The organism is Rhodothermales bacterium (assembly GCA_041391505.1).
GTDB lineage: Bacteria > Bacteroidota > Rhodothermia > Rhodothermales > JAHQVL01 > JAWKNW01.
On sequence record JAWKNW010000013.1, the window covers coordinates 1 to 20,658 of the forward strand.

General features: G+C 65.5%; 19 protein-coding genes. 3 read left to right on the plus strand and 16 right to left on the minus strand.

What is annotated here, in order from left to right; translation table 11 throughout:
* Positions 1–69: 69 nt before the first annotated feature.
* The 8 genes from R2834_13390 to cyoE all read right to left on the minus strand — a co-directional run bounded on the left by R2834_13390 (position 70) and on the right by cyoE (position 7,699).
* Positions 70–537, minus strand: a complete 468-nt coding sequence (locus R2834_13390) for a hypothetical protein (protein MEZ4701324.1) — start codon at positions 535–537, stop codon at positions 70–72.
* A gap of 8 nt (positions 538–545) precedes the next feature.
* The gene (locus R2834_13395; protein ID MEZ4701325.1) at positions 546–1,877 is read right to left on the minus strand and encodes an amino acid permease; all 1,332 of its coding nucleotides are present in this window, start codon (positions 1,875–1,877) and stop codon (positions 546–548) included.
* Positions 1,878–1,932: 55 nt separating this feature from the next.
* Complete coding sequence (locus tag R2834_13400) at positions 1,933–3,612, minus strand: ATP-binding protein (GenBank protein MEZ4701326.1); 1,680 nt, start codon at positions 3,610–3,612, stop codon at positions 1,933–1,935.
* Complete coding sequence (locus R2834_13405) at positions 3,596–3,820, minus strand: hypothetical protein (GenBank protein ID MEZ4701327.1); 225 nt, start codon at positions 3,818–3,820, stop codon at positions 3,596–3,598. Before R2834_13405 ends, R2834_13400 begins: the two co-directional genes overlap by 17 nt.
* A 12-nt stretch (positions 3,821–3,832) precedes the next feature.
* The gene (gene rlmN / locus R2834_13410; protein MEZ4701328.1) at positions 3,833–4,921 is read right to left on the minus strand and encodes a 23S rRNA (adenine(2503)-C(2))-methyltransferase RlmN; all 1,089 of its coding nucleotides are present in this window, start codon (positions 4,919–4,921) and stop codon (positions 3,833–3,835) included.
* 70 nt (positions 4,922–4,991) lie between these two features.
* Positions 4,992–5,780, minus strand: a complete 789-nt coding sequence (locus R2834_13415) for an ABC transporter permease (GenBank protein ID MEZ4701329.1) — start codon at positions 5,778–5,780, stop codon at positions 4,992–4,994.
* Positions 5,781–5,822: 42 nt separating this feature from the next.
* Positions 5,823–6,761, minus strand: coding sequence for an ABC transporter ATP-binding protein (locus R2834_13420; GenBank protein MEZ4701330.1), 939 nt, complete (start codon positions 6,759–6,761; stop codon positions 5,823–5,825).
* An 11-nt stretch (positions 6,762–6,772) separates the two neighbouring features.
* A complete protein-coding gene (gene cyoE / locus R2834_13425; GenBank protein ID MEZ4701331.1) occupies positions 6,773–7,699 on the minus strand; it encodes a heme o synthase in 927 nt (308 codons plus the stop codon).
* Between the two features lie 351 nt (positions 7,700–8,050).
* On the opposite strand from cyoE, the gene glmM reads away from it, so the two are divergent.
* Together glmM and R2834_13435 are read left to right on the plus strand one after the other, a co-directional pair.
* Positions 8,051–9,433, plus strand: a complete 1,383-nt coding sequence (glmM, locus tag R2834_13430; GenBank protein ID MEZ4701332.1) for a phosphoglucosamine mutase — start codon at positions 8,051–8,053, stop codon at positions 9,431–9,433.
* Positions 9,430–10,692 carry an Hsp70 family protein gene (locus R2834_13435; GenBank protein MEZ4701333.1) on the plus strand — a complete coding sequence of 421 codons (1,263 nt, stop codon included), beginning with the start codon at positions 9,430–9,432 and terminating at the stop codon, positions 10,690–10,692. The genes glmM and R2834_13435 overlap by 4 nt, the downstream gene beginning before the upstream one ends.
* Here the strand turns inward: R2834_13435 and R2834_13440 are convergent.
* The 3 genes from R2834_13440 to R2834_13450 all read right to left on the minus strand — a co-directional run bounded on the left by R2834_13440 (position 10,689) and on the right by R2834_13450 (position 14,214).
* Positions 10,689–12,485, minus strand: coding sequence for a T9SS type A sorting domain-containing protein (locus R2834_13440; protein MEZ4701334.1), 1,797 nt, complete (start codon positions 12,483–12,485; stop codon positions 10,689–10,691). The genes R2834_13435 and R2834_13440 overlap by 4 nt on opposite strands.
* Before the next feature lie 100 nt (positions 12,486–12,585).
* Complete coding sequence (locus R2834_13445; protein MEZ4701335.1) at positions 12,586–13,347, minus strand: cupin domain-containing protein; 762 nt, start codon at positions 13,345–13,347, stop codon at positions 12,586–12,588.
* 69 nt (positions 13,348–13,416) lie between these two features.
* Positions 13,417–14,214, minus strand: a complete 798-nt coding sequence (locus R2834_13450) for a DUF6683 family protein (GenBank protein MEZ4701336.1) — start codon at positions 14,212–14,214, stop codon at positions 13,417–13,419.
* Between the two features lie 162 nt (positions 14,215–14,376).
* Between R2834_13450 and R2834_13455 the strand changes: the two genes are divergently transcribed.
* Positions 14,377–15,627, plus strand: coding sequence for an amidohydrolase family protein (locus R2834_13455; GenBank protein ID MEZ4701337.1), 1,251 nt, complete (start codon positions 14,377–14,379; stop codon positions 15,625–15,627).
* Between the two features lie 118 nt (positions 15,628–15,745).
* Here the strand turns inward: R2834_13455 and R2834_13460 are convergent, their stop codons facing one another.
* From R2834_13460 to R2834_13480, 5 genes are read right to left on the minus strand one after another with little or no spacing between them, the layout of a single operon-like run.
* Positions 15,746–16,117, minus strand: a complete 372-nt coding sequence (locus R2834_13460; GenBank protein ID MEZ4701338.1) for a hypothetical protein — start codon at positions 16,115–16,117, stop codon at positions 15,746–15,748.
* A 36-nt stretch (positions 16,118–16,153) separates the two neighbouring features.
* The gene (locus R2834_13465; GenBank protein MEZ4701339.1) at positions 16,154–17,581 is read right to left on the minus strand and encodes an aldehyde dehydrogenase family protein; all 1,428 of its coding nucleotides are present in this window, start codon (positions 17,579–17,581) and stop codon (positions 16,154–16,156) included.
* A gap of 14 nt (positions 17,582–17,595) precedes the next feature.
* Positions 17,596–18,228, minus strand: coding sequence for a CAP domain-containing protein (locus tag R2834_13470; protein ID MEZ4701340.1), 633 nt, complete (start codon positions 18,226–18,228; stop codon positions 17,596–17,598).
* Positions 18,218–19,222, minus strand: a complete 1,005-nt coding sequence (locus R2834_13475; GenBank protein MEZ4701341.1) for a MoxR family ATPase — start codon at positions 19,220–19,222, stop codon at positions 18,218–18,220. Before R2834_13475 ends, R2834_13470 begins: the two co-directional genes overlap by 11 nt.
* A gap of 39 nt (positions 19,223–19,261) precedes the next feature.
* Positions 19,262–20,647, minus strand: a complete 1,386-nt coding sequence (locus tag R2834_13480) for a peptidylprolyl isomerase (protein MEZ4701342.1) — start codon at positions 20,645–20,647, stop codon at positions 19,262–19,264.
* Positions 20,648–20,658: the final 11 nt, after the last annotated feature.

A 20,658-nucleotide genomic window follows, 5' to 3' on the forward strand; every position in this document is an offset into this window, starting at 1 on the left:
GGGCGCTGTTGCTGATGGCCTCCCAGGCGCACCTCGTGACGGACGGAGACTGAGGACGATCCCGGCCCTTCAGAGCGAGTCGGTGGGCAGCGTCTCCGACGTCATGCGGGTCAGGCGTTTGTCGAGCTGGGCGAGGAAGCGCCGGCGGTAGTCCATCGTCCTTCCCGAACTGGACGCCATCGACGGCACCGCTTCCTGGGTCGATTCCACGATGACGCGGGTGACATCCGGGGTGACGCGCTCCAGGCGAACGGTGACGGTGGCGGTCTGCACGACGCTCTCGCTCGACGCGAACACGCGCTCCTGCGCGTTGCCGGTGAACACGTACGTCGCATTTTCTTCCAGCCATCCATGGTCCTCGATGTTGAGCCGGGCATCGGCAAACGCCTGCGCGACGGCCTCGACCGCCACCGGCAGCGCCGCGGCGTAGTAGCGCGGCCCTTCGTCGGCCAACGACTTGCTGGAGGCGCATCCGACGACGCCCGCGACGGCGAGGCCGGCGCAGACCGCGATGAGGAAACGAAGGCGGGCCGTCATGGGGCGGGTCAGGTTTTGTCGAGCGAAAGCGGCGGCGTTTTTCTCCGCATGAACACATAGAGAGGCAGGCCCAGCACGAGCAGCAGGAAGCCCCAGAAGACGGTCTCCTGGCCCGAGCCGGCGATGGCCCACATCGAATAGGCGAACGCGACGAGGCTGACCGCGAACCGGCCGGCGCGGCGCCATACATCCGTATTGCCGCCGTCGCGCATCCCGAGGAGCAGATCCGTCATGCTCGAAAATACATAGGGCATCAACGTCGCCAGCGTCGCCAGGAGGATCAGGAACGTAAAGGCCTGCACCAGTCCCCGGGTGTAGTTCATGGCGATCAGGACGCTGGAGAGCACGCTGGAGACGAGCAGGCCGGCGGCCGGCGTGCCCCGGTCGTTGAGCCGGGCGAAGCGGGCCGGCAGCAGGCCGTCGAGCGCCGCGGCACGCGGCAGCTGGCCGGACAACAGCACCCAGCCGTTCAGCGCGCCGAAACACGAGATGGCGGCGCCCGCGCCCATCAAAGACCGACCCCAGGGGCCCCACACCAGGCCGGCTCCGTCGGCAAACGGGGCGGTGGAGGCAGCCAGGTCCGCCGGGGCGATGATGCCCATGATCGCCACGGTGCACACGATGTAGATGACGGCGGCGATGATGGTGCCGAGCATCGTCGCGCGGGGGATGGTCTTGGACGGGTTCTCGACGTCCCCCGCCGGCACGGTGCCGGATTCGAGGCCGAGAAACGCCCAGAGCGTCAGCGTGATGGTCGCGCTCAGCGCGACGAAGGGCGACGAGTCGCTCGGGTTGAAGGGTTGGAAGTGATCAATGTTGAAGGAGAAGAACCCGAACAGGGCCACCGCGATGAGCGGCAGGACCTTGAGAATCGTCGTGACCAGCTGGACGCTGCCGGCCTCGCGCACGCCGGCGATGTTGACCGCCGTCAGCAGCCACAGCGCCCCGAGGGCCGCCAGGGCGCCCAGCGGCGGCGACTCGCCCAGCGCGGGCCAGAAAACCGTGCTGTAGCTGGCGAAGGCGACGGCCAGCGCGGCGTTGGTGGTCCACATGGAAATCCAGTACGACCATGCCACCCAGAACCCTCCGAAGTCGCCGAAGCCCTCGCGCGCGTAGGCATAAGGACCTCCGAGCCGGGGCAGCCGCTGGCCGAGCCGGGCGAACACGAGCGCGAGGCACAGGGCCCCGCCGGCGCTCACGAGCCATCCCAGAATGCTGATCCCTCCGAAAGGCGCCAGCGACGCCGGCAGCAGAAAGACGCCCGAGCCGATCATGTTGCCGACGACGAGCGCCGTGCACATCCAGAGGCCGAGGCCGCGACGTTGGGGTAATGCTGACATGGAGGTTAGGTTTGGTGGGTCGTTGGTTCGTGCGTGACGGGGCACGCAGCGGATCTCAGTAAAAGTCGGAGTCGATCGATTTTCGCGCTTCCTCGAGGGTACGTGGTCTCGGGCGGTCGTCCTGCGCGGTCATCGCATCGAAAAACGTCTGGTCGTACGTGCGGCTTCGGACGACGATCGGCATCGGCACGGCGTGCCCGAGCATCAAGGCCTGCTGCTTGGAGTCGAGGCCGGCAAGCACCTGCCGGAGCCCCGAGGAACCGCTCGTGCCGACGAGCGCGGCGGCGATGTCCTTCTCGTCGTTGAGCTGGGCCACGATCTTGGTGCCGATCTGGCTGAGCACTTCCTCGTCGATGGCGCTCGGCCGCTGGTCTACCACGAGGAGCGAGACGTAAAACTTGCGCATCTCGCGCGCGATCTTGCCGAAAGGCGTCTCCCGCGCGATGCCCGGGCTCAGGAATTTGTGCGCCTCCTCGATGGTGATGATCAGGGGAGTGGGTTTGTCGCCTTCGTTTTTGCTCTGCAGGTACTTGTTGGTCTTCTCCTCGTACGCATCCCGCAGCCGGCGCGTGATCACGTTGGCGACGAGCAGGTAGACGTCCAGACTCGCATACCGCCCGAACTCGAACACGATGGACTTGCCCTGGTCGATCGTTTCCAGCAGGGCCGCGATGACGTCGATCTTGTCCCGCGAGCTGTCCGTACTGAAGAAGTCGTGCCGCTGAAAGCGGGACAGCTTGCGCTTGAGGGCTTCGAGCGATGCCTGATGCGCGCCGCACGATTCCGCCAGCTCCTGCAGGGCCGGCCCGTCGGCGTCGAGAATGCGCTGCAGCCAGGCGCGGCCGTGTTTCTGCTGGACGAGGTAGGCGCTTTCGGCGGCGGTAGGGTTCAGGCTCAGGGTATCCCGCAGCGGGAGGATGTCGTCGGGGTCGATCTGGTCCGCGTAGAGCCGCACCTCGAAATCCGGCGTGACGCGGCGCTGGCGCGTCGTTTTCGGGTCGAGCGAAAAAATGCTCACCCGGGATGGAAAGAGGTCGCGCAGGCCCTTCACGAAGCCGGTGCCGCCGTCGTTTTCGACCGTGGCGCTGTACCCGTATTCCGAGTGCATGTCGAAGATCAGATTGACCGCGCGGTCGTTCTTGATGGTCCCGCAGAGCAGGAGGCGCGTCAGAAACGTCTTGCCCGTCCCGGTCTTGCCGAACACGGCATTGGAGCGTTCGACGAACCGCTTGAGGTTGATGCACACCGGGATGCCCTCCATCCCCAGCGGCTCGCCCATGTGGAAGTAGGTCTGGCCCCCGTCGTTCGCCTCGTGCCCGAAGATGCGGGCCACGTCGTCGTCGGTGGCGCGCGCGACCGGGGAGAAATGGGCGGGGATGGTCTTGACGGAACGCGCCGGCTCGTCTTGCAGGTCCTGATGCCCTTCGTTGGGCATCATCAGCATCGGCTTGAGGGCGACGGTCGCGTAGGTCGATACGCCGCGCATCACCTGGCGGAGGAGGTCGTCGTCGGCCGAAGGAGGATGCAGGAGGATGCCCTCGTTGGCCGCCTCGATGCGCGCGTCGGTGATCATCGCGAAGAAGTCGTACGATTCGCCCTGGATGACGACGAAGGAGCCGGCGGACATATCCTCGACGGAGAGGTTGTCGTCGAGCTTCATGTCGATCCCCTGGCTGAGGGATCCACGGGTGATGACCCCGATCTTGTTGGGGCGGTCGTTAGGGCTGTTCGTCATCGTCGCGCATGAGCCATTCGGTGAATTTCTCGAACAGGAGTCCGGTCAGGGCGATCCAGATCATTTCGGACGCCATCCGCGGCACGGCGCGCCGCGCGAAGACCCGAACGAGGCGGGGCAGGCTCAGGACGAGGAGAAACGAGCCGACCATGCCGAACATCCAGCGAAAGAGGCTGCCGGCTAGACGACGATCAGCGGGTGTGGCCATGGCGGTGGGTCATCAGGAGGCTTCGACGGGCGCATCGGAGCGTGACCGGAGCGCGAGCTGCCCGCAGGCGGCGTCGATATCCTGGCCCCGGCTGCGCCGCACGGTGACGGTCACGTGGCCGGCCACCAGCACCCGGATGAACCGATTCAGCTGGGGCTCGCTCGTGCGGTTGAAGGGAAGCTCCTCGACCGGATTGTACATGATGAGGTTGACCTTGCTCGGAGCCCAGCGCACGACGTTGATGAGGTGCCGGGCATCCTCTTCGGAGTCATTGAACCCCTTGAACATACAGTATTCGTACGTGATCTGCCGGCCCGTTTTGCGGGTGTAATACTGAATCGCCTCCTTCAGCGCCGCGAGATCCGTGCGCTCGTTGCGGTTTACCGGCATGATCTGGCTGCGCTTCTCGTCGATCGGGGCGTGGAGCGATACGGCCAGGTTGAAGCGCGTCGCGTCGTCCGCGAGTTGCCGGATGCGCCGGGCGAGGCCGACGGTCGATACGGTGATGCGGCGCGCCGAGAGCCCCATGCCGTCTTCGTGCGTCAGCGCTTCGATGCTCTGCAAGACGGCGTCGTAGTTGAGCAGGGGCTCGCCCATCCCCATAAACACGATATTCGTGATGCGCCGGCCGAACTCGTTCTCGGCGATCCGGTTCAGCTCCCACACCTGGTCGAAGATGTCGCCGGCGGTGAGGTTTTCGCTGAAGCCCATCATCCCGGTGGCGCAGAACGTGCAGCCCATCGCGCACCCCACCTGGCTGGAGACGCACACCGTCAGCCGGCGTGGATCGCCGTCCTCGTCGAAGTCGGGGATCAGCACGGCCTCCACCTTGCGGCCGGAGGCGATCGCGAAGAGACACTTGACCGTCCCGTCCGTCGCCTGGGCCCGCTGCTCCAGTGTCAGCGGTGCGAGGGCGAACCGTTCGGCGAGCGCGGCACGAAAGGTTTTGGGCAGGTTGGTCATCTCATCGTATGACCTCACCCCCTTGTTGTACAGCCAGTCATAGAGCTGCTCGCCCCGGTAGCCGGGCTGCCCGAATTGCGCCGCGAGGCCGAGGACCTCGGCGCGGGGAAGGGAAAGGAGCGGGGTAGTGGGGTTCACGATGGCACAGGATGAGGCGGAAGGTCCTCCTGCAACGCGCGGAACCGTGCCCGGGTTGCCCCAGCTCCGGTCAGTGCGCGGCGAAGAGCGGCTTGCGTACAGTCCACGCGGCAAACCCGACCATCGCGGCCGCGAAGCCGACGCCGATGATCAGGCTCCACGGGATGCCGACGAGCATCGACGGAGCCGTCCGGGGCCAGTACATGCCGGAGCGCATGCCGCTGATCATGTAGGAGACCGGGTTGAGGCGGATGCACCACTGCAGCACCGTCGAGGCGCCCTCATAGGGAAAAAACGCGCCGGAGATCAACCACATGGGCAGCAGAAAGAGGTTCATCACCGCATGAAAGCCGCGCGTCGTCTCCATGCGCCAGGCGATGGCGATCCCCAGGGCGGTGAAGGCGATGCCGGCGAGGATGCAGAGGGCCAGGATGAGGAGCAGGCCGGGGATGCTCGGGAAGATGGCGAGAAAAGGCAGCAGGCAAAGCAACAGCGCGGCCTGGATCAGCGCGAGGGTCGTGCCTCCGAGCGTGCTGCCCAGGACGAACACCGTGCGCGACACCGGCGCCACCAGCGCGGCCTGGAGGAAGCCGGCCTTGCGCTCCTCGACGATCGAGATCGTCGAAAAGATGGCGGTGAACAGGATCATCAGCGCGATGATGCCCGGAAACAGGAATTCGAAGTAGCCCACGCCGTCCGCGCCGCCGCCCGGCAGGCTGAACGAACGCTGGAAGCCCATGCCGAGCAGTACCCAGAAGAGGATGGGCTGGGCCAGCGCGCCAAAAACCCGGCTGCGATCGCGCACGAACTTGACGATTTCGCGTCGCCAGAGAGCGGATAGGCTGTGGATGTAGGACATCGGGTGGGGTACCGGTTAAAGGGTTCGGGCGACGGGGAGGGTTCAGGCGCTGGCTTCTTCCTCCTCCATGCGCCGGCCGGAAAGCACCATGAACACGTCCTCGAGGGTCGGCTTGCGGACCGTGGCCGAGGTGATCGCGCCGCCCATCCGCTCGTAGATGGCCGGCATCTGCGCGATGGCCTCGGCGCCGGCCACCCGCACATCGTTGCCCACGACATCGGTCTCGTAGCCGAACTCGGCATGGATCCGCTGGGCGAGCGACTCGGGGTCTTCCGCGCTGAGCCAGAGCATGTCGTCGCCGAGGCGCGCCTTCATTTCGGCCGGCGAGCCCTGCGCGATGAGCCGCCCCCGGCTGAGCAGCACCAGCGCGTCGCAGGCTTCCGCCTCGTCGAGCAGGTGCGTCGCCACGATCATGGTGACGCCTTCACGCCGGCGCAGCTGATGGAGCACGTCCCAGAAGGTGCGCCGGGCGATGGGGTCGAGGCCCGTCGTGGGCTCGTCCAGCAACAGGAGCCTGGGGCGGTGCAGGAGGCCGCGGATCAAGTCGACCCGTCGCTTCTGCCCCCCAGAGAGCTTGCTGATGCGTTCGCGCTCCCGGTCCTTGAGTCCGAACAGGACAAGCAATTCCTGGATGCGCTGCTGCAGCGGAGCGCCGGCGAGGCCGTAGAGGCTGCCGTGAAACGTCAGGTTTTCGAGGATGGTCAGCTCGCCATCGAGCGCGGGGTCCTGAAAGATCACGCCGAGGAGAGGGCGGACCTCGGCCGGGGCCGTGACGGGGCTGTGGCCGAAGACTTCGATGCGCCCGGACGTCGGATGGATCAGGGTCGAGATCGAGCGGAAGAGCGTGGTCTTACCGCTTCCGTTCGGTCCGAGCAGGCCGAACAGGTGGCCGGACTCGATGGAGAACGAAACGCCATCGAGCGCCTGGAATGCCCCGTAACGATGGGTAAGGGCATCAACGCGTACGGCAGGGTGAGCCATGTGGGGATGGATCAGATGAGCCGATCCAGTATGATGAACAGTACGAGGGCGGGAATGTGGTAGATGGACACCTTGAGCACGCGGCGGGCGTCCAGGTTGCCGCGGCTACGGAAGAAGACGACGCTGGCATACAGCAGCCAGCCGCTGAACAGGGTGGCGCCGGCGGCATACAGCCAGCCGGTGAACCCGAAAACGGAAGGCAGCACGCTGGCGATCAGCAGGGCGGCCGAGGCGAGCACGACCTGGAAGACGGTAGACCAGCCGTCGGGCTCGACGACGGGCAGCATCTTGAAGCCGGCGCGGCCATAATCCTTGCGGTACATCCACGCAAGGGAGAGGAAATGCGGCAGCTGCCAGATGACGAGGATCGCGAACATCAGCCATCCACCCAGACCGAACGACCCGGTGGCGGCGGTCCACCCGCCCAGCGCGGGCAGGGCGCCCGGCAGCGTGCCGACGAGCGTATTGTATTTCGTGTGCTGCTTCAGCGGGGTGTAGAGCAATACGTAGAGCCCGATCGTCGATGCGGCCAGCAGCATCGTGATGAGGTTAGTCATCGTGTACAGCAGGACGAGACCCGAGGCCGACAGCAGGATGGCGGTGAGGAAGGCCCGGGGGAGCGTGATGCGTCCGCTCGGAAGCGGCCGGTCGGCCGTGCGGCGCATCTTTTTGTCCAGCTCTCGCTCGAGGCAGAGGTTGAACGCGGCGCCGCCGGCGGAAGAGAGCGCGACGCCGACCAGGAGCCCGATGAGCACCACGCTGTCGATGCGCCCCGGCGTGCCGAGGAGGTAGCCCGCCAGCGCGGAAATGGCCACCAGGAAGGAGATTTCGGGCTTGGTGAGCGAGCCGTAATCCTTTAGCGCCTGCTTGAAAGACCAGGCCGCCGGCGCTTCTGCGACCACGGTCGCGGTAAAGGGGGTAGGTGACTCTACGGCCATGAAATCCCGGTTCATGAGATGATCGCGCTGCCCGCCGCGCGAGGCTGTGTCGATAACGCGCGCCCGGACAGCAGGCAGCAAACGGACGGAATACGGCGCTGTTCCATTAAAACCCCTTGAAGCCCGCCCCGAAGACACGCGGGGGTGGAACGATTAGGTTAGCAAACGATTCAGGAATGCCGTTCGATACATGCAAATCGCGAATCGTCTATCGCAAAATAGGGTGTGATATCGGGGTATGCTTCTCCCGGTTTGCGGACACATCGCCTGATCGAGCATACAATTTGCCCTTTGCGCCGTACCGGGTGCAGTCCTTCCGTTTCGTCTAACCACAACGCTACCTATTGACCCATGTCCAACCCAGGTACCCTCATCGTATCGATCTCCGGCATCCGGGGCATCTTTGGCGACGGCCTCGACGCACGGAGCATCGTCCGCTACGCGGAAGCCTTCGGGATCTGGTGTAGACAGCAGGCCGGCGGCAGGGCGACGGTTGTCGTCGGACGCGACGCGCGGGTTACGGGCGAAGTGTGTGCCGCGCTGGTGACGGCGACGCTCCAGAGCGTGGGGTGCGACGTAATCGATGCCGGCCTCGCGCCGACGCCCACGATTGCCTACGGCGTCCTGGCAGAAAACGCCGCGGGCGGCGTCATTCTTTCCGCCTCGCACAATCCGGCCGAATGGAACGCGCTCAAGCTCCTCGGCCAGCGCGGTGAATTTTTGCGGGCCGTCGAGGCCGAGGCCATGCTGGCCCTGGCCGATGCCCCGGGTTCGCCGACCGTCCGCTACGACGCGATCGGCTCACTGCGCCGCCACGATTACCTCGGCGACCATATCGACGCGATCCTCGCGCTGCCGTACATCCAGCCGGATGCCATCGCGAAACGTCGCTTCCGCGTCGTGGTGGACGGCATCAATTCGGTCGGCGCCGTCGCCATGCCGGCGATGCTCCGCCGCCTCGGGGTGGCCGAGGCCGACATCGTCGTCATCAACGGCGAACCGAACGGACGCTTTGCGCACAATCCGGAGCCGCTGCCCGGTCACCTGGCCGATCTCATGCACCGCGTGGCGAGCGAGAAGGCGGACCTCGGCATCGCGGTGGATCCTGACGCGGATCGCCTCGCCCTCGTGGCCGATGGCGGCGTCTACATGAGCGAAGAACTCACCCAGGTCATCGCGGCGGATTTTCTGTGGAAGCATGCCGAGGGGCCCTTCGTGACCAATCTTTCGTCCTCCCGGGCCATCGAGGACATCGCCCGCCGGCACGGGCAGCGCGTGTACCGCTCGGCCGTTGGCGAGATCAATGTGGTGGATACCATGCAGGCGGTGGGCGCGGTGCTCGGTGGCGAAGGCAACGGCGGCGTCATCGTACCCGAATTGCATTACGGGCGCGACGCGCTCGTGGGCGTGGCGATGGTGCTTCAGCATCTGGCGGACGAGGGGCTGTCGATGTCGGCCCTCCGCGAACGCCTGCCGCGGTACGCCATCGTCAAGGATCGGCTGCCGCTGGGCAACTCGAATCCGGACGACGTGCTCGCGAAGCTGGCCGAACGGCACAAAAACGACCGCATCTCCACCGTCGACGGGCTGAAGATCGACTTCGAGGACGGCTGGGTGCACCTCCGCAAGTCGAACACCGAGCCCATCGTTCGCATCTATGCGGAAGCGGCGACGGAGGCGGAGGCCCAGGCCATAGCGGATCGGTTCAAACGTGCGATGGGAGAGCTGGCGTGAAGTACATCTATGGGATCGACTTCGGGACGTCGAATTCGGTCATACAGGTTTATGATGTGGAAAACGGGCGCGTCCTCGATGTGCCGGCGGATGTGGAGACCTCCATCGAGAGCGCGCTCTTTTTCCCGCTCGGCCAGGGGGGCGACTACCTGCTCGGCGCGCCGGCGGTGGCGGAGTATGCGCGCTCCGGCATGACGGGGCGCTTCCTGAAGTCGATCAAATCGGCCCTGCCCGAGCCCTCGCTGGCCGAAGTGACGGTGCACACCAAACGCGTGCGCATCGAAACGCTGGTCTCGTATTTCATCGGCCATCTCAAACGGCAGTGCGACGCGTGGCTGGGCGAAGAGGTACGGCATGTGGTGCTGGGCCGGCCCACGTATTTTTCGGAAAACGACACGCGGGATGCCCTCGCCGTCCAGCGCCTCACCCGCGCGGCGCGGCTGGCCGGCTTCGAAGAGATCGCGCTCCAGCCGGAGCCCATCGCGGCGGCGATCGAATACGAGCAGCACATCGATCGCCCCGAGACCGTCTACGTCGTCGACATCGGGGGCGGCACGTCGGACTTTTGCATCATGCATCTCGACCCGGCGCGGATACGCGACACCGATCGCCGCAACGACATCCGCAGCACGTCCGGCATCAAAATCGGCGGCGACGACTTCGACGCCGAAATCATGTGGGCGCGGCTCGTGCCGTATTTCGGATACGGGGCGCAGTACGAATCGTACGGCAAGTGGCTGCCCGTACCGCCCAACATCTTCCGGACGATCTGCTCGTGGGAGAAGATGTCGGTCCTGAAACGGGCCGACATCCAGCAGGCGTTGAAGACCTATCAGTTCTTTTCGGACAACAAGCCGGCCATGGCGCGTCTGCTGTCGCTCATCGATAACAACCTCGCGTTTGGCGTCATCAAGGCCGTCGAACGGGCCAAGATCGCGCTGACCGACGACGAGCGCACCCGCATCCGGTTCGAGGCCCACGACATTGCGGTCAACGAACCCATCGCACAGGGCGAAATCCCCGGGATCCTCGACGGATTTACGGCATCGCTCGAAAAAACCGTCCGGGCCCATCTTCGCGAGAGCGCCGTCGATCCCGCCGCGATCGACGCGGTGTTTCTCACCGGCGGAAGTTCGCTGGTGCCGGCGGTGAGAAACACCATAAGTCAGGTCTTCGGGGCCGACAAGCTGCAGCAGGGTCACGCCTTCCGCAGCGTCGCGTACGGCCTGGCGTCGTCGGCCCGGCTGTTTTTCAGCTAGCGCAGCTTGACGACCTGGCGCGTGAGGCGCGTGGATGCGCTCTCGACGTGGATGAGGTACAGACCCGGAGGCGAGCCGGCGGCGTCCCAGCGGAACTGGTGCGTGCCGGCGGAGGCGAGGCCGTCGTGCAGCCGGGCGACTTCACGCCCCAGCACGTCGTACACCAGCACGCGGAGCGGCTGCGCGCCGGGCAGGTCGAGGTCGACCGACGTGCTCCCGGCAAATGGATTGGGATAGGCGGCATGGACGGTCAGGGCGCCGGGCAACTCGGCGCCGTCCTCTATCGCAACGGCTTGCTCCTCGCCCGTGGGGTATCGGCCGATGAAGATGTCGTTCTGGCCGGCGCCGATCCGCTCATCGACATCGTCCCCGCGGCCCAGATCCATCATAACCGAGAAGCCGCCGGTGACCACGACCGTCTCCCGCGCGTCGATCGCGATCCCCTGGCCGACGAGCAGTCCGGTGCCGGTCAGCGAAAATACCTTCCTGAACGCGCCATCCGCGCCGTAGCTGGCGACAAACACGTCGGTGCCGCCGCTGTTGGGAATCGTGATCTCGGCGGTGCCCGGTGCGAAATCTGTGGCGCCGGCGAACGTCCCGGTGATGAAGCTGACGCCCTCGTCGTCGGTCACGATATCCCGCGCCGAGCTCATGCCTCCTTGCAGGACATCCGCGAAGCGGTAGACGCCCTCGGCGGTGTAGCTGACCAGAAAGGCGCTCCCGTTGGCGTCGGCGAGCCGTTCGTTCGTGTTGCCGTCCTGGTTGGTGTCTTCTGGATCGAAGACGAGCACGTTGCTTCCCTCGCCGGCGACATAGACGTTGTCCAGGGCATCGATGTCGATGGCGTAGCCGCGATCGCTCTCGGCCAGCGCCGGACCGCCGAAGGTGTTGAGCCAGCGGAGATGGCCGGCGGCGGTGTAGCTGGCGATAAAGATGTCGTCCGTGCCGACGGCCGTGCGCTCGATGCGGTCGCCGTCGTTGTCGAGGTCGTCGGGATCGAACGCGGCCGTGCCGGTGAATTCACCGGTGAGGTACACGTTGCCGTCCGTATCGGCGACGATGCCCCACGCGGAGTCGGCCCCGGGGCCGCCGAGCGTATAGGCGAAGCGATAGACGCCGTCGGTCGTGAAGCTTGCCCAGAAGGCTTCCATGCTGCCCTGCGAGGAGATGTCGCCCCGGTCGTTGTCGTCCGGATCGAAATCGAGATAGGTCGTGTACCGGCCGGCGATGTAGAGATTGCCGTCGCCGTCGAGCGACAGGTCGTACGTTTCTCCGCCCGAGGTGTGGGCTCCGGTAATCGGAACGGACCAGCGATATGACCCGTCGCGCTCGTAGGCGGCGAGGTAGACGAGCCCGAAGGTGTTGGCCTCCTCGATGGGGTCCGGGTCGAAGTCGATCGCCCCGAAAGGCTGGCTTCCCGTCACGTAAAACCGACCGGACTCCTCGACGGCGATGCCGCCGGCGGATTCGCCGATCGAATAACCGTTTCCGATCCGGAACGCGAAGCGCACGTTGCCCAGCGAGTCGTACGAGGCGACGTAGGCGTCCGTATCGTTGGATTTGAGCTCCGCCGTTTCCGGTCCGACGGCGAAATCTATGTCGCCGTTGAAGTAGCCGAAAGCGTAGATGTTGCCGTCGGCATCGAGGCCTACGTCCGTGCCGGAATCGAAGTGAGCGTTGCCGAACGCGTAGGCGAACTGGGCGGTGGCGGATTGTGGCGTCGCCAGCATGAGCGCTCCAAACAAGGCGAAAAGCCCGGAATGGGCGAAAGAACGAGCGATCGAGCGTCGCATGAGTGTCTCCGAATAGCCTGTGGGTGACAAGGGTACAGGATATCTGGCGACAGGTGTGCGAGAATGTGGACACGGATGCCGGCCGTGTCGGGAAAAATCGCTATTCCCACTGGAAGGCGAAGTACGTGGTCGCGCCGGCGCCGGTGTTGGCGATGTTGTGACGAACCATCGAATCGACAAAGATCAGGTCGCCCGTCGCCGCGGGGTGGTCGATGCCGTCGATGGACTCGCGGGTGTCGCCTTCGATCGGGAGCAGGAATTCTTCGGCCGGGTGGGTATGGGGGGGATGGCTGACGAGGCCTTCGTTGAGGGTGGTGACATGCATCTCGAGCCGGCTGAACGCGGCCGTCGCCCGGTCCATGATGTTGCGCCGCCCGCCCTTGTCGTGCGGGGCGAAGGGGACGTCGTTCCAGTCGACGATCAACGACCCGCCGGCCTCGCGCCCGCGTTCCGGACGCATCGGTTGGCGCGAGACGTAGGCGAAAAGGTAGAAGGATGCCGGCGTGCTCCCGGCGTTGGTGAGGACGCTGGCCTCGCCGGGAAGCGCGACCACGACGCTGCCGCGTCCTACCGTGGCGGATGTGTCATCCAGGGCAACACGCAGCGCGCCGCTGCGCACGATGGCCAGCCGCTCTTCATCCTGGCCGGCCGGCGCGGACAGCGAGGCGCCGGGTTCGAGCGTCCATGCCGTGACGGACAGCCGCGCGAGCGCCGTGGTCGAGCCGGATGCCAGATCGCGCCGCGTTCCGCCCTCGACGGGGGTCGACGGGGCATCGTCCCATCGGTATACGCCGGAGGGCACGGCATCATCGGTATGCGGAGTCATGGCCACGAGCAGGAGGAATAGAAGGGGGATGCGCATCGGTCAAGGCGGGTGTCTGTGAGCCTCAACGAACGGCAAATGTGCCAGACGTGCAACCCCCGCGGGCGCCTATCGCGCGATGCCGGCCTCGGTGATGCGCAGCTCGCCGGCGCCCGATCCGAAGAGGCGTTCGAGGTTGTCCATGGCGGCCTTGCGGCGCTGCTCGGGGTCGCGGGTCTGGTCGAAGATCAGCGCCGGCATCGAGCCCATCGTCACAAACGATTCGGCCAGCAGCTCCTTGTCGTCGTCCTGCATGCCGGCCAGCTCTTCGTTGCCGAGCAGGATGGCCGCGGCCTGGGCATAGACGGCGATGGTCTTTTCGGCTTCGAGCCCGTCCAGGTCGTGCGCGTACAGATAACTCAGCACGATGTAGGCCGAAAGGGCCGCGCCGAGGTCGTCGAGCGGCATGCCGAGCCGTTCATGCTCTTCGCGGAACGATGCGTAATAGCCCTGCCAGAGCCCGTTGAAGAGCGCCTCCATCGCGCCGGCATCGAGGGTGGAGTCTTCCTCGGCCATCCGGGCGGCGAGCAGGGAGTAGCCGGAGGGTTCAAAGGCCAGCTCCGGGTAGAATGTCCCCGGCGCGCCGGCGGCGGGCAGCGATCCGACCCGGTCGAGGGTCTTGCCGGCGCCGGAAGAAGAAGCGATCGACTCGCCCAGGGTGCGCATATCGGCCAGCATCGACTCCAGAAACATGGATGAGGCGAGCGCATTCGAGCGGATCTGGTTCATCATGAAGTTGTGCCAGATCAGGCTCGGCATGTGGACGACGGGCGGCGGCGGCGGGGTGTACACCTGGGCGACGCCGGCGGCGGGAACGAGGGCCAGTAGGGCTGCGAGGATCGCAGGGCGCAGGGATGTGGATGGCATGGGTATGAGGACAGGTGCGTGCGATGCGGGTACGACGTCGACGCATGGGCTTTGATCCGCAGGAGGGTGCTTGTAAATCATCGCGGGTCGCGCGAGCTTGCGGTATCTCCCACCATCCGAGCTTGCGTTATGCGTGCAAACCTTTTTCGCATCCCACTTTCCTTGTTAGGGCTGGCATGGATGCTGCTTTGCCACCCGGTCACTGCCCAGACGTCAACCTATGTCATCCGCCCCGCCGGTGTCGTGGATACCCGGGCCGGCGAAATCCTGCCGGGCGCCCAGGTTGTCGTGCGCGGCGATCGGATCGAGGCCGTGGGCCGCAACCTGGCGGTACCCGCCGGCGCGACCGTGGTCGACCTGCCCGGGCACTACCTCCTGCCCGGATTGATCGACACCCATACACACATCACGCTGACGCCGGATTACACGGCCCGCAATCCGATCCTCTACAAGTCCATCCCGTATCGCACCGCCGAGGCGGTCGCCGCCGCGCGGGAGACGCTGCTCGCCGGCTTCACGACGATACGCGACCTCGACTCCGAGGGGGCGGACTGGGCCGATGTGGCGGTGCGTGACGCGATCAACAACGGCGTCGTCCCCGGGCCCCGCATGCAGGTTGCGACCCTGGCGATCAGCATCACGGGCGGCTACATGAACAACGACGGACTCGCGCCCGGACTCCAGGTGCCGCAGTTCGGCGCGCTCGCGGACTCGCCGGCCGCCATCGTGCAGACGCTCCGCACGCAGATCAAGAACGGGGCGGATTGGATCAAGCTGTACGCGACGGGAACGACCAAACACATCGACTTCGAGAAGATGGAGCCGCTCGGGCAGTTCAGCGACGCGGATATCCGGCTGGTCGTCGAGGAAGCCGCACGTTTCAGAACCCCCGTCGCGGCCCATGCCTACGGCGGTCATGCCGCGTACGTGGCGGTGGAAGCCGGCGTCCGCTCCATCGAGCACGGCATGATGCTGAACGATGCCACGCTGGACCTCATGGCCGCGAAGGGGACGTTCTGGGTGCCGACGATCTCGGTGTACTACCCGGCCGAAGGCGAGACGCCGAACGAGCGGCAGCAGGCCATCATGGATTCCCACCGCCGCGTCTTTGCCCGCGCGCTGGATAAGGGGGTGAAGATCGCCTACGGCACGGATGCAGGCGCCCTGCCGCACGGCCAGAACGCCATCGACCTGGAGCGCATGGTGGCATATGGCATGTCGAATGCCCAGGCCCTCCGATCGGTGACGCTCACGTCGGCCGAACTCATGGGGCTGGACGATCAGGTGGGGACGGTCGTGCCCGGGAAACGCGCCGACCTTATCGCCGTCTCGGGCAACCCGCTGGAGTCGATCGATGCATTGAAGAGCGTGTCGTTCGTCATGAAGGACGGGGTCGTCTACCGCCGTCCCTGACGGGCGCGGATCTGCCGAAACGATTCAGCGCGATGCGACGGTTGCAGTCCCCGTCGCATCGCGCTGAACGGTAATAGTCAGACGGGGCGCACAGTCGTAAAGACAGGTGCGAAGGTCATCAGAACGGTTTGTAGAGCGCCAGGTAGGCGGCCGTGAAGCCGAGCAGCAGGATCACGTACCAGAGCCACGACCCGCCGCGTCCCATCTTCTGGATCACGGCGGTGATGCCGCCGAAAACCACCCAGATGCCGAGCTTGACGAACACCCAGCCCGGCCACGGCCACGCGATGTTGAGGCGGGCCAGCATGCCGAAGCCGCCGAGCAGAATGAGCGTGAGACCTACCCCGTGCGAAATGGCGATGACGCTGCGCCAGCGGTTCTCGCTTTTGAGTCCGCCGTTGAAGGAATGCACAAACGCGCCGCCGACGGCGACGAACAGCATCATGATGCCGAGCAGGTGCACGAGTTTATAGACAAGGATGTCGATCATCTGGAAATACAGGTGATGGGTGGAGATGGGGCTGTATCAGCGGCCGTACCAGCGTAACAGGAATGCCTGGAGCCACCGCGAGGCACGATTATACGGCGGATAAAGTTTAGCGAAAAGCGCCATCGCGCCGGCATGCTGCCATAATACGGGACGTTCGTTCGAAAAGGCCATGAAGCCGGCGTGGCCGTGGCTGCGCCCGACGCCACTTTCGTGCGACCCACCGAACGCCATTTCGGGGTGGCTGAACTGGATCAGGGTGTCGTTCACCAGGATCGACCCCGTCGATGTGCGTTCCCGCACCCGTTTCACGGCCTCAGGGCGCGTGCTGAACACGTACAGGGTGAGCGCCGGCGGCTTGCCGGCGATCACGGCCAGCGCCTCGTCGAGGTCGTCGTAGGGGAGGATGGGCAGGATCGGACCGAAGATTTCTTCGGTCAGCAGACGGGATTCCGGATGCACGTCGGTGATGAGGGTGGGCATGACGACGCGTTCCGCCTCGTAGATGGCGCCGCCATGCAGCACGCGCGCGCCGGCGCCGACGGCCTCCTCGATCAGGTCCCGAAGCCGGCCCAGGTGGCGCTCGCTCACGATGCCGCTCAGCAGGAGCGGCGGACGATCCGTCCCGAAAAAGTCATCGATGGCTCGTTTCAGGGCATCGACCAGCGCCGGGAAAATCGAACGCTGCACCAGCAGGTAGTCGGGCGCGATGCACGTCTGCCCCGCGTTCGAAAACTTGCCGAACGCGAGGCGCCGCGCCGTCTGTTCGATGTGCGCGGAGGCGTCGACCACCGCCGGGGATTTACCTCCGAGTTCCAGGGTGACGGAAGTCAGATGCCGGGCGGCGGCTTCCATCACGAGGCGTCCCACGGTGGGATTGCCGGTGAAATAGATGTGGTCGAAGCGGAGTTCGAGCAGCGCCCGGGCCGTTTCGACGCCTCCCTCCACGACAGCGACCTCCGCTTCGTCGAACGTCTCCCGCACGATGCGCCCGATCAGGGCGGACGTCGCCGGCGTGAATTCGGACGGCTTGAGGACGACGCAGTTGCCTGCCGCGACAGCGGAGGCCACCGGCGCCAGCGCGAGCATGAGGGGGTAGTTCCAGGGGGCCAGCACGAGCACGACGCCCTTGGGCTCCAGATACCGGATGGCCGATGTGCCGATGAACGGCAGGGGCGTGTGGAGCCGGCGGGGCTTCATCCAGCGGCGCAGATGCCGTTCGACGTGGCTGATCTCGGCGATGAGTGCCGTGAGTTCGGTGAGATCGACCTCCTGGGCCGGCTTGCGGAAGTCGGCCCAGAGCGCGGCACGGATGGCTTCGCGATGGCCGAGCAGCGTCTGCTTGAGCCGGCGGAGTTTGGCGACGCGCGTCTTCCAGGTGCTGTGCCGAAGCGTGCGTGCCCGTTCCGTCTGTCGCTCGAGAAGCGCGGGGTAGTCTTCGACAAGCTGACCGGGTGGGACGCTCATGGCGGGTAGAGCGGTTAGCAGAAATTCTGCGTCAGAAACAACTGCCCTTCGTCATCGCTGGCTCCGCCGATGCCGATGGTCGTGTACTGCCGGCTGAGCAGATTGAGGCGGTGCCCCCGACTGTTCATCCAGCCCGTCACGGCCTCCTGGGCGATCGAATCGACGGTTTTCCAGTCGTAGGTGCGTTGGGTCACGCCGTCCCGAACGCGAGCAGTAAAAGCATTAAAAAGATAGGTGCTGAAGATGTTTTCTCCAATGCCGATGGCCATCCGGTTGTCGCCGGCCGACCGCACGCACGCGATGCCGCGTGTTTCACCGCGCTGGGTGGGGCCTTCGCCGCGCAGGTTCGTGTGGTCGAAGAACCGGTTGGCCGCCATGTCGGCGCTGTGCGAGCGCGCCAGGCCTTGAAGCTGCGTATCCGCGGCGAGCGGAGGAAGCTGGCGGCGAGCGCGTTCCGCATTGACGAGTTCGAGGACACGCCGCTCCACGGCGCCGATGTCGATGGGGGCGGGTTCGTCGAGCGGTCCGGGGTGATTCAGTTCGGACAGGGCGTGCACGCTCGGAGAGGGCGCGCAGGAGGGGAAGAAGATCAGAAAGGCCAGCAAGCACAGGGCAAGACCGGCCCGGGACGCTGACCTAGCCGGCATGCCGGTTGAGCAGCTGCTGGATGAGATCGACCGCCGATACCCCCTCGGCTTCCGCATTGAAGTTGGTGACGATGCGGTGCCGCAGGACAGGCACCGCCATGCGGCGCACATCGTCGATCACCGGGGTGGACCGGCCGTCGAGCGCGGCGAGCGCCTTTGCGCCCAGGATCAGGTATTGCGAGGCACGCGGGCCGGCGCCGTAGCTGAGGTAGCTCTTCACAAAATCGGGAGCCGACGGCGCCGACGGGCGGGTGCTGGTCACGAGACGCACGGCGTATTCGATCACGTTATCGGCCACCGGGATCTGGCGAACCAGCTGCTGATAGGCGATCAGCGCATCGCGCTGCAGGACCGGGCTGAGGGACACCGGGGCGGCGTTGGTCGTGTTGCGGACCACGTCCACTTCCTGCTCGAAGGAGGGATAGTCGAGCCACAGGTTCAGCATGAACCGGTCGAGCTGCGCTTCGGGCAGGGGGTATGTCCCTTCCTGTTCGATCGGGTTCTGCGTGGCCAGTACAAAAAAGGGCTCTTCGAGATCGTACGTATGGCCTGCGGCGGTCACGCGATGCTCCTGCATGGCTTCCAGCAGCGCCGCCTGGGTTTTGGGCGGCGTACGGTTGATCTCGTCGGCCAGGACGACGTTGGCGAAAACAGGCCCCTTCACGAACTTGAACGTGCGCCGGCCGGTGGTCATATCCTCCTCGATGATCTCCGTGCCGGTGATATCGCTCGGCATCAGATCCGGCGTGAACTGGATCCGGTTGAAATTCAGGTGGAGGACGCGGGAAAGCGTGCGGATGAGCAGCGTCTTCGCGAGACCCGGCACACCCACCAGCAGCACGTGCCCGTTGGCCAGCAGACAGACAAAAACCTGTTGCACGATGTCTTCCTGCCCGACAATCACCTTGCCCACTTCACGCGTCAGCGCCGCGAAGCTGGACCGGAGTTCTTCGAGCAGCGCGATATCGGTGTCAATGCTCTGGCTTTTCGACATGTACTGGGGTCGTTTCGGAGAATGGAAGGGGCGGTGTCGCTACAGGGTGTTCGCCGCAAGAGAGAGGGCCTTGGCTTTGCCGCGGAGATCGATGTAGACTTCGGTTCGAAGTTCCTCCAACCACTCGGTCATGACCCGGTTCTGCTTGTCCTGAAGGGCCAGGTCCTGGATGCGCTCATAGTCGGTCAGGATATCGACGGGATGCTCAGGCACGCGGCGATGGAGGAAGACGATGTGGAAGGCCCGCTTGCCGTCGAGCAACTCGACCTCCGCCGGCTCGCTGATCTCGCCGGGCTGGATCGTGTTGATCGTCTGGCGCCAGGTGTAGTTCAGCGCCTGCAGCACCAGGTCGCGCTCGCCCGTACGTGGGTCGACCACGCGGCCGCCGAGGCGCTTCGAGATTTCTTCCTCGGAATAGCGCCGCGCCATCAGTTCAAACGGGACCCCGCTGGTGACGATGGAGTCGCGAACGACCCCGAGGAGCGCGATGGCGTCCGCCGGGTCGGCCTTGCTGTCGTCGACCTGGATCAGGATGTGGTTGAAGTCGACGATGTCGCCCTTGCGGTTGTTCACGCGGAGGATGTGGTACCCGAAGGGCGACTCGAACACCGGAGACACTTCGCCGATCGGGGATCGGGATGCGACGGCGGCGAACTCAGGCACGAGTTCGCCCAGCCGGCTGCTGGTGTAACGGCCGCCATTTTCGGCGGACCCCTGGTCTTCCGAATAGAGCCGGGCGTATTCCTCGAGCGAGGCGCCGCCGACCACGATGGAGTCGCGAATGACCGAGATCAGCTCGCGTGCATAGGCCTTGGCCTCGGGCGCCGGCACGGGGTACCGAACGATGTGCGAGATCCGGACGATCTCCGGGATGACGGGCAGCGAATCCTGGGGGAACTGGGAGAACCATTCCGTCACTTCGGACGGGGTGATCTTGATGCCGCCGATCTTGCCGTTGCGGATCTGGTCGGCGAGCATCTGGTCGTGCAGTTCCTCGCGAAGGTCGCCCCGGATGTCCAGCAGGCTCTTGCCGTAAAACTCCTCGAACTGGGCGGTGCCGCCGGCCTGGGCCGTCAGCTGGTCGATGCGCTGGTTCAGGGCCTGCTCGACCTGTTCGTCCGCGATGACGATGTTCGTGTCGCGCTCCGCGTGGATGGTCATGACCTTCTGGTCGATCATCTGGTTGAGCGCGACCATCCACAGGTCCTCGGTGTAGGGCATCTGCTGCTGCTGGAGCAGGCCGAGCACGACGCCGTCGACTTCGGAGCGGAGCAGGATGCGGTCGCCAACGACGGCTACAATCTCATCGACGACCTCACTCGAGTCCTGGGCGTGGGCCTGGCGTGCCGGAAAACAGCATGCTGTCGCGGCGAGGAGGGCGTACAGCACGAATCCGTGGTACTTCGGAAGGATCGGTATAGTCATGCGTGGAGCAT

Excerpts from the sequence above, each read along its gene's own strand:
- R2834_13390 (MEZ4701324.1), bottom strand. The coding sequence starts at position 537 with ATGACGGCCCGCCTTCGTTTCCTCATCGCGGTCTGCGCCGGCCTCGCC.
- R2834_13395 (MEZ4701325.1), bottom strand. The coding sequence starts at position 1,877 with ATGTCAGCATTACCCCAACGTCGCGGCCTCGGCCTCTGGATGTGCACG.
- R2834_13400 (MEZ4701326.1), bottom strand. The coding sequence starts at position 3,612 with ATGACGAACAGCCCTAACGACCGCCCCAACAAGATCGGGGTCATCACC.
- R2834_13405 (MEZ4701327.1), bottom strand. The coding sequence starts at position 3,820 with ATGGCCACACCCGCTGATCGTCGTCTAGCCGGCAGCCTCTTTCGCTGG.
- R2834_13415 (MEZ4701329.1), bottom strand. The coding sequence starts at position 5,780 with ATGTCCTACATCCACAGCCTATCCGCTCTCTGGCGACGCGAAATCGTC.
- R2834_13420 (MEZ4701330.1), bottom strand. The coding sequence starts at position 6,761 with ATGGCTCACCCTGCCGTACGCGTTGATGCCCTTACCCATCGTTACGGG.
- cyoE (MEZ4701331.1), bottom strand. The coding sequence starts at position 7,699 with ATGGCCGTAGAGTCACCTACCCCCTTTACCGCGACCGTGGTCGCAGAA.
- glmM (MEZ4701332.1), top strand. The coding sequence starts at position 8,051 with ATGTCCAACCCAGGTACCCTCATCGTATCGATCTCCGGCATCCGGGGC.
- R2834_13440 (MEZ4701334.1), bottom strand. The coding sequence starts at position 12,485 with ATGCGACGCTCGATCGCTCGTTCTTTCGCCCATTCCGGGCTTTTCGCC.
- R2834_13445 (MEZ4701335.1), bottom strand. The coding sequence starts at position 13,347 with ATGCGCATCCCCCTTCTATTCCTCCTGCTCGTGGCCATGACTCCGCAT.
- R2834_13450 (MEZ4701336.1), bottom strand. The coding sequence starts at position 14,214 with ATGCCATCCACATCCCTGCGCCCTGCGATCCTCGCAGCCCTACTGGCC.
- R2834_13460 (MEZ4701338.1), bottom strand. The coding sequence starts at position 16,117 with ATGATCGACATCCTTGTCTATAAACTCGTGCACCTGCTCGGCATCATG.
- R2834_13465 (MEZ4701339.1), bottom strand. The coding sequence starts at position 17,581 with ATGAGCGTCCCACCCGGTCAGCTTGTCGAAGACTACCCCGCGCTTCTC.
- R2834_13470 (MEZ4701340.1), bottom strand. The coding sequence starts at position 18,228 with ATGCCGGCTAGGTCAGCGTCCCGGGCCGGTCTTGCCCTGTGCTTGCTG.
- R2834_13475 (MEZ4701341.1), bottom strand. The coding sequence starts at position 19,222 with ATGTCGAAAAGCCAGAGCATTGACACCGATATCGCGCTGCTCGAAGAA.
- R2834_13480 (MEZ4701342.1), bottom strand. The coding sequence starts at position 20,647 with ATGACTATACCGATCCTTCCGAAGTACCACGGATTCGTGCTGTACGCC.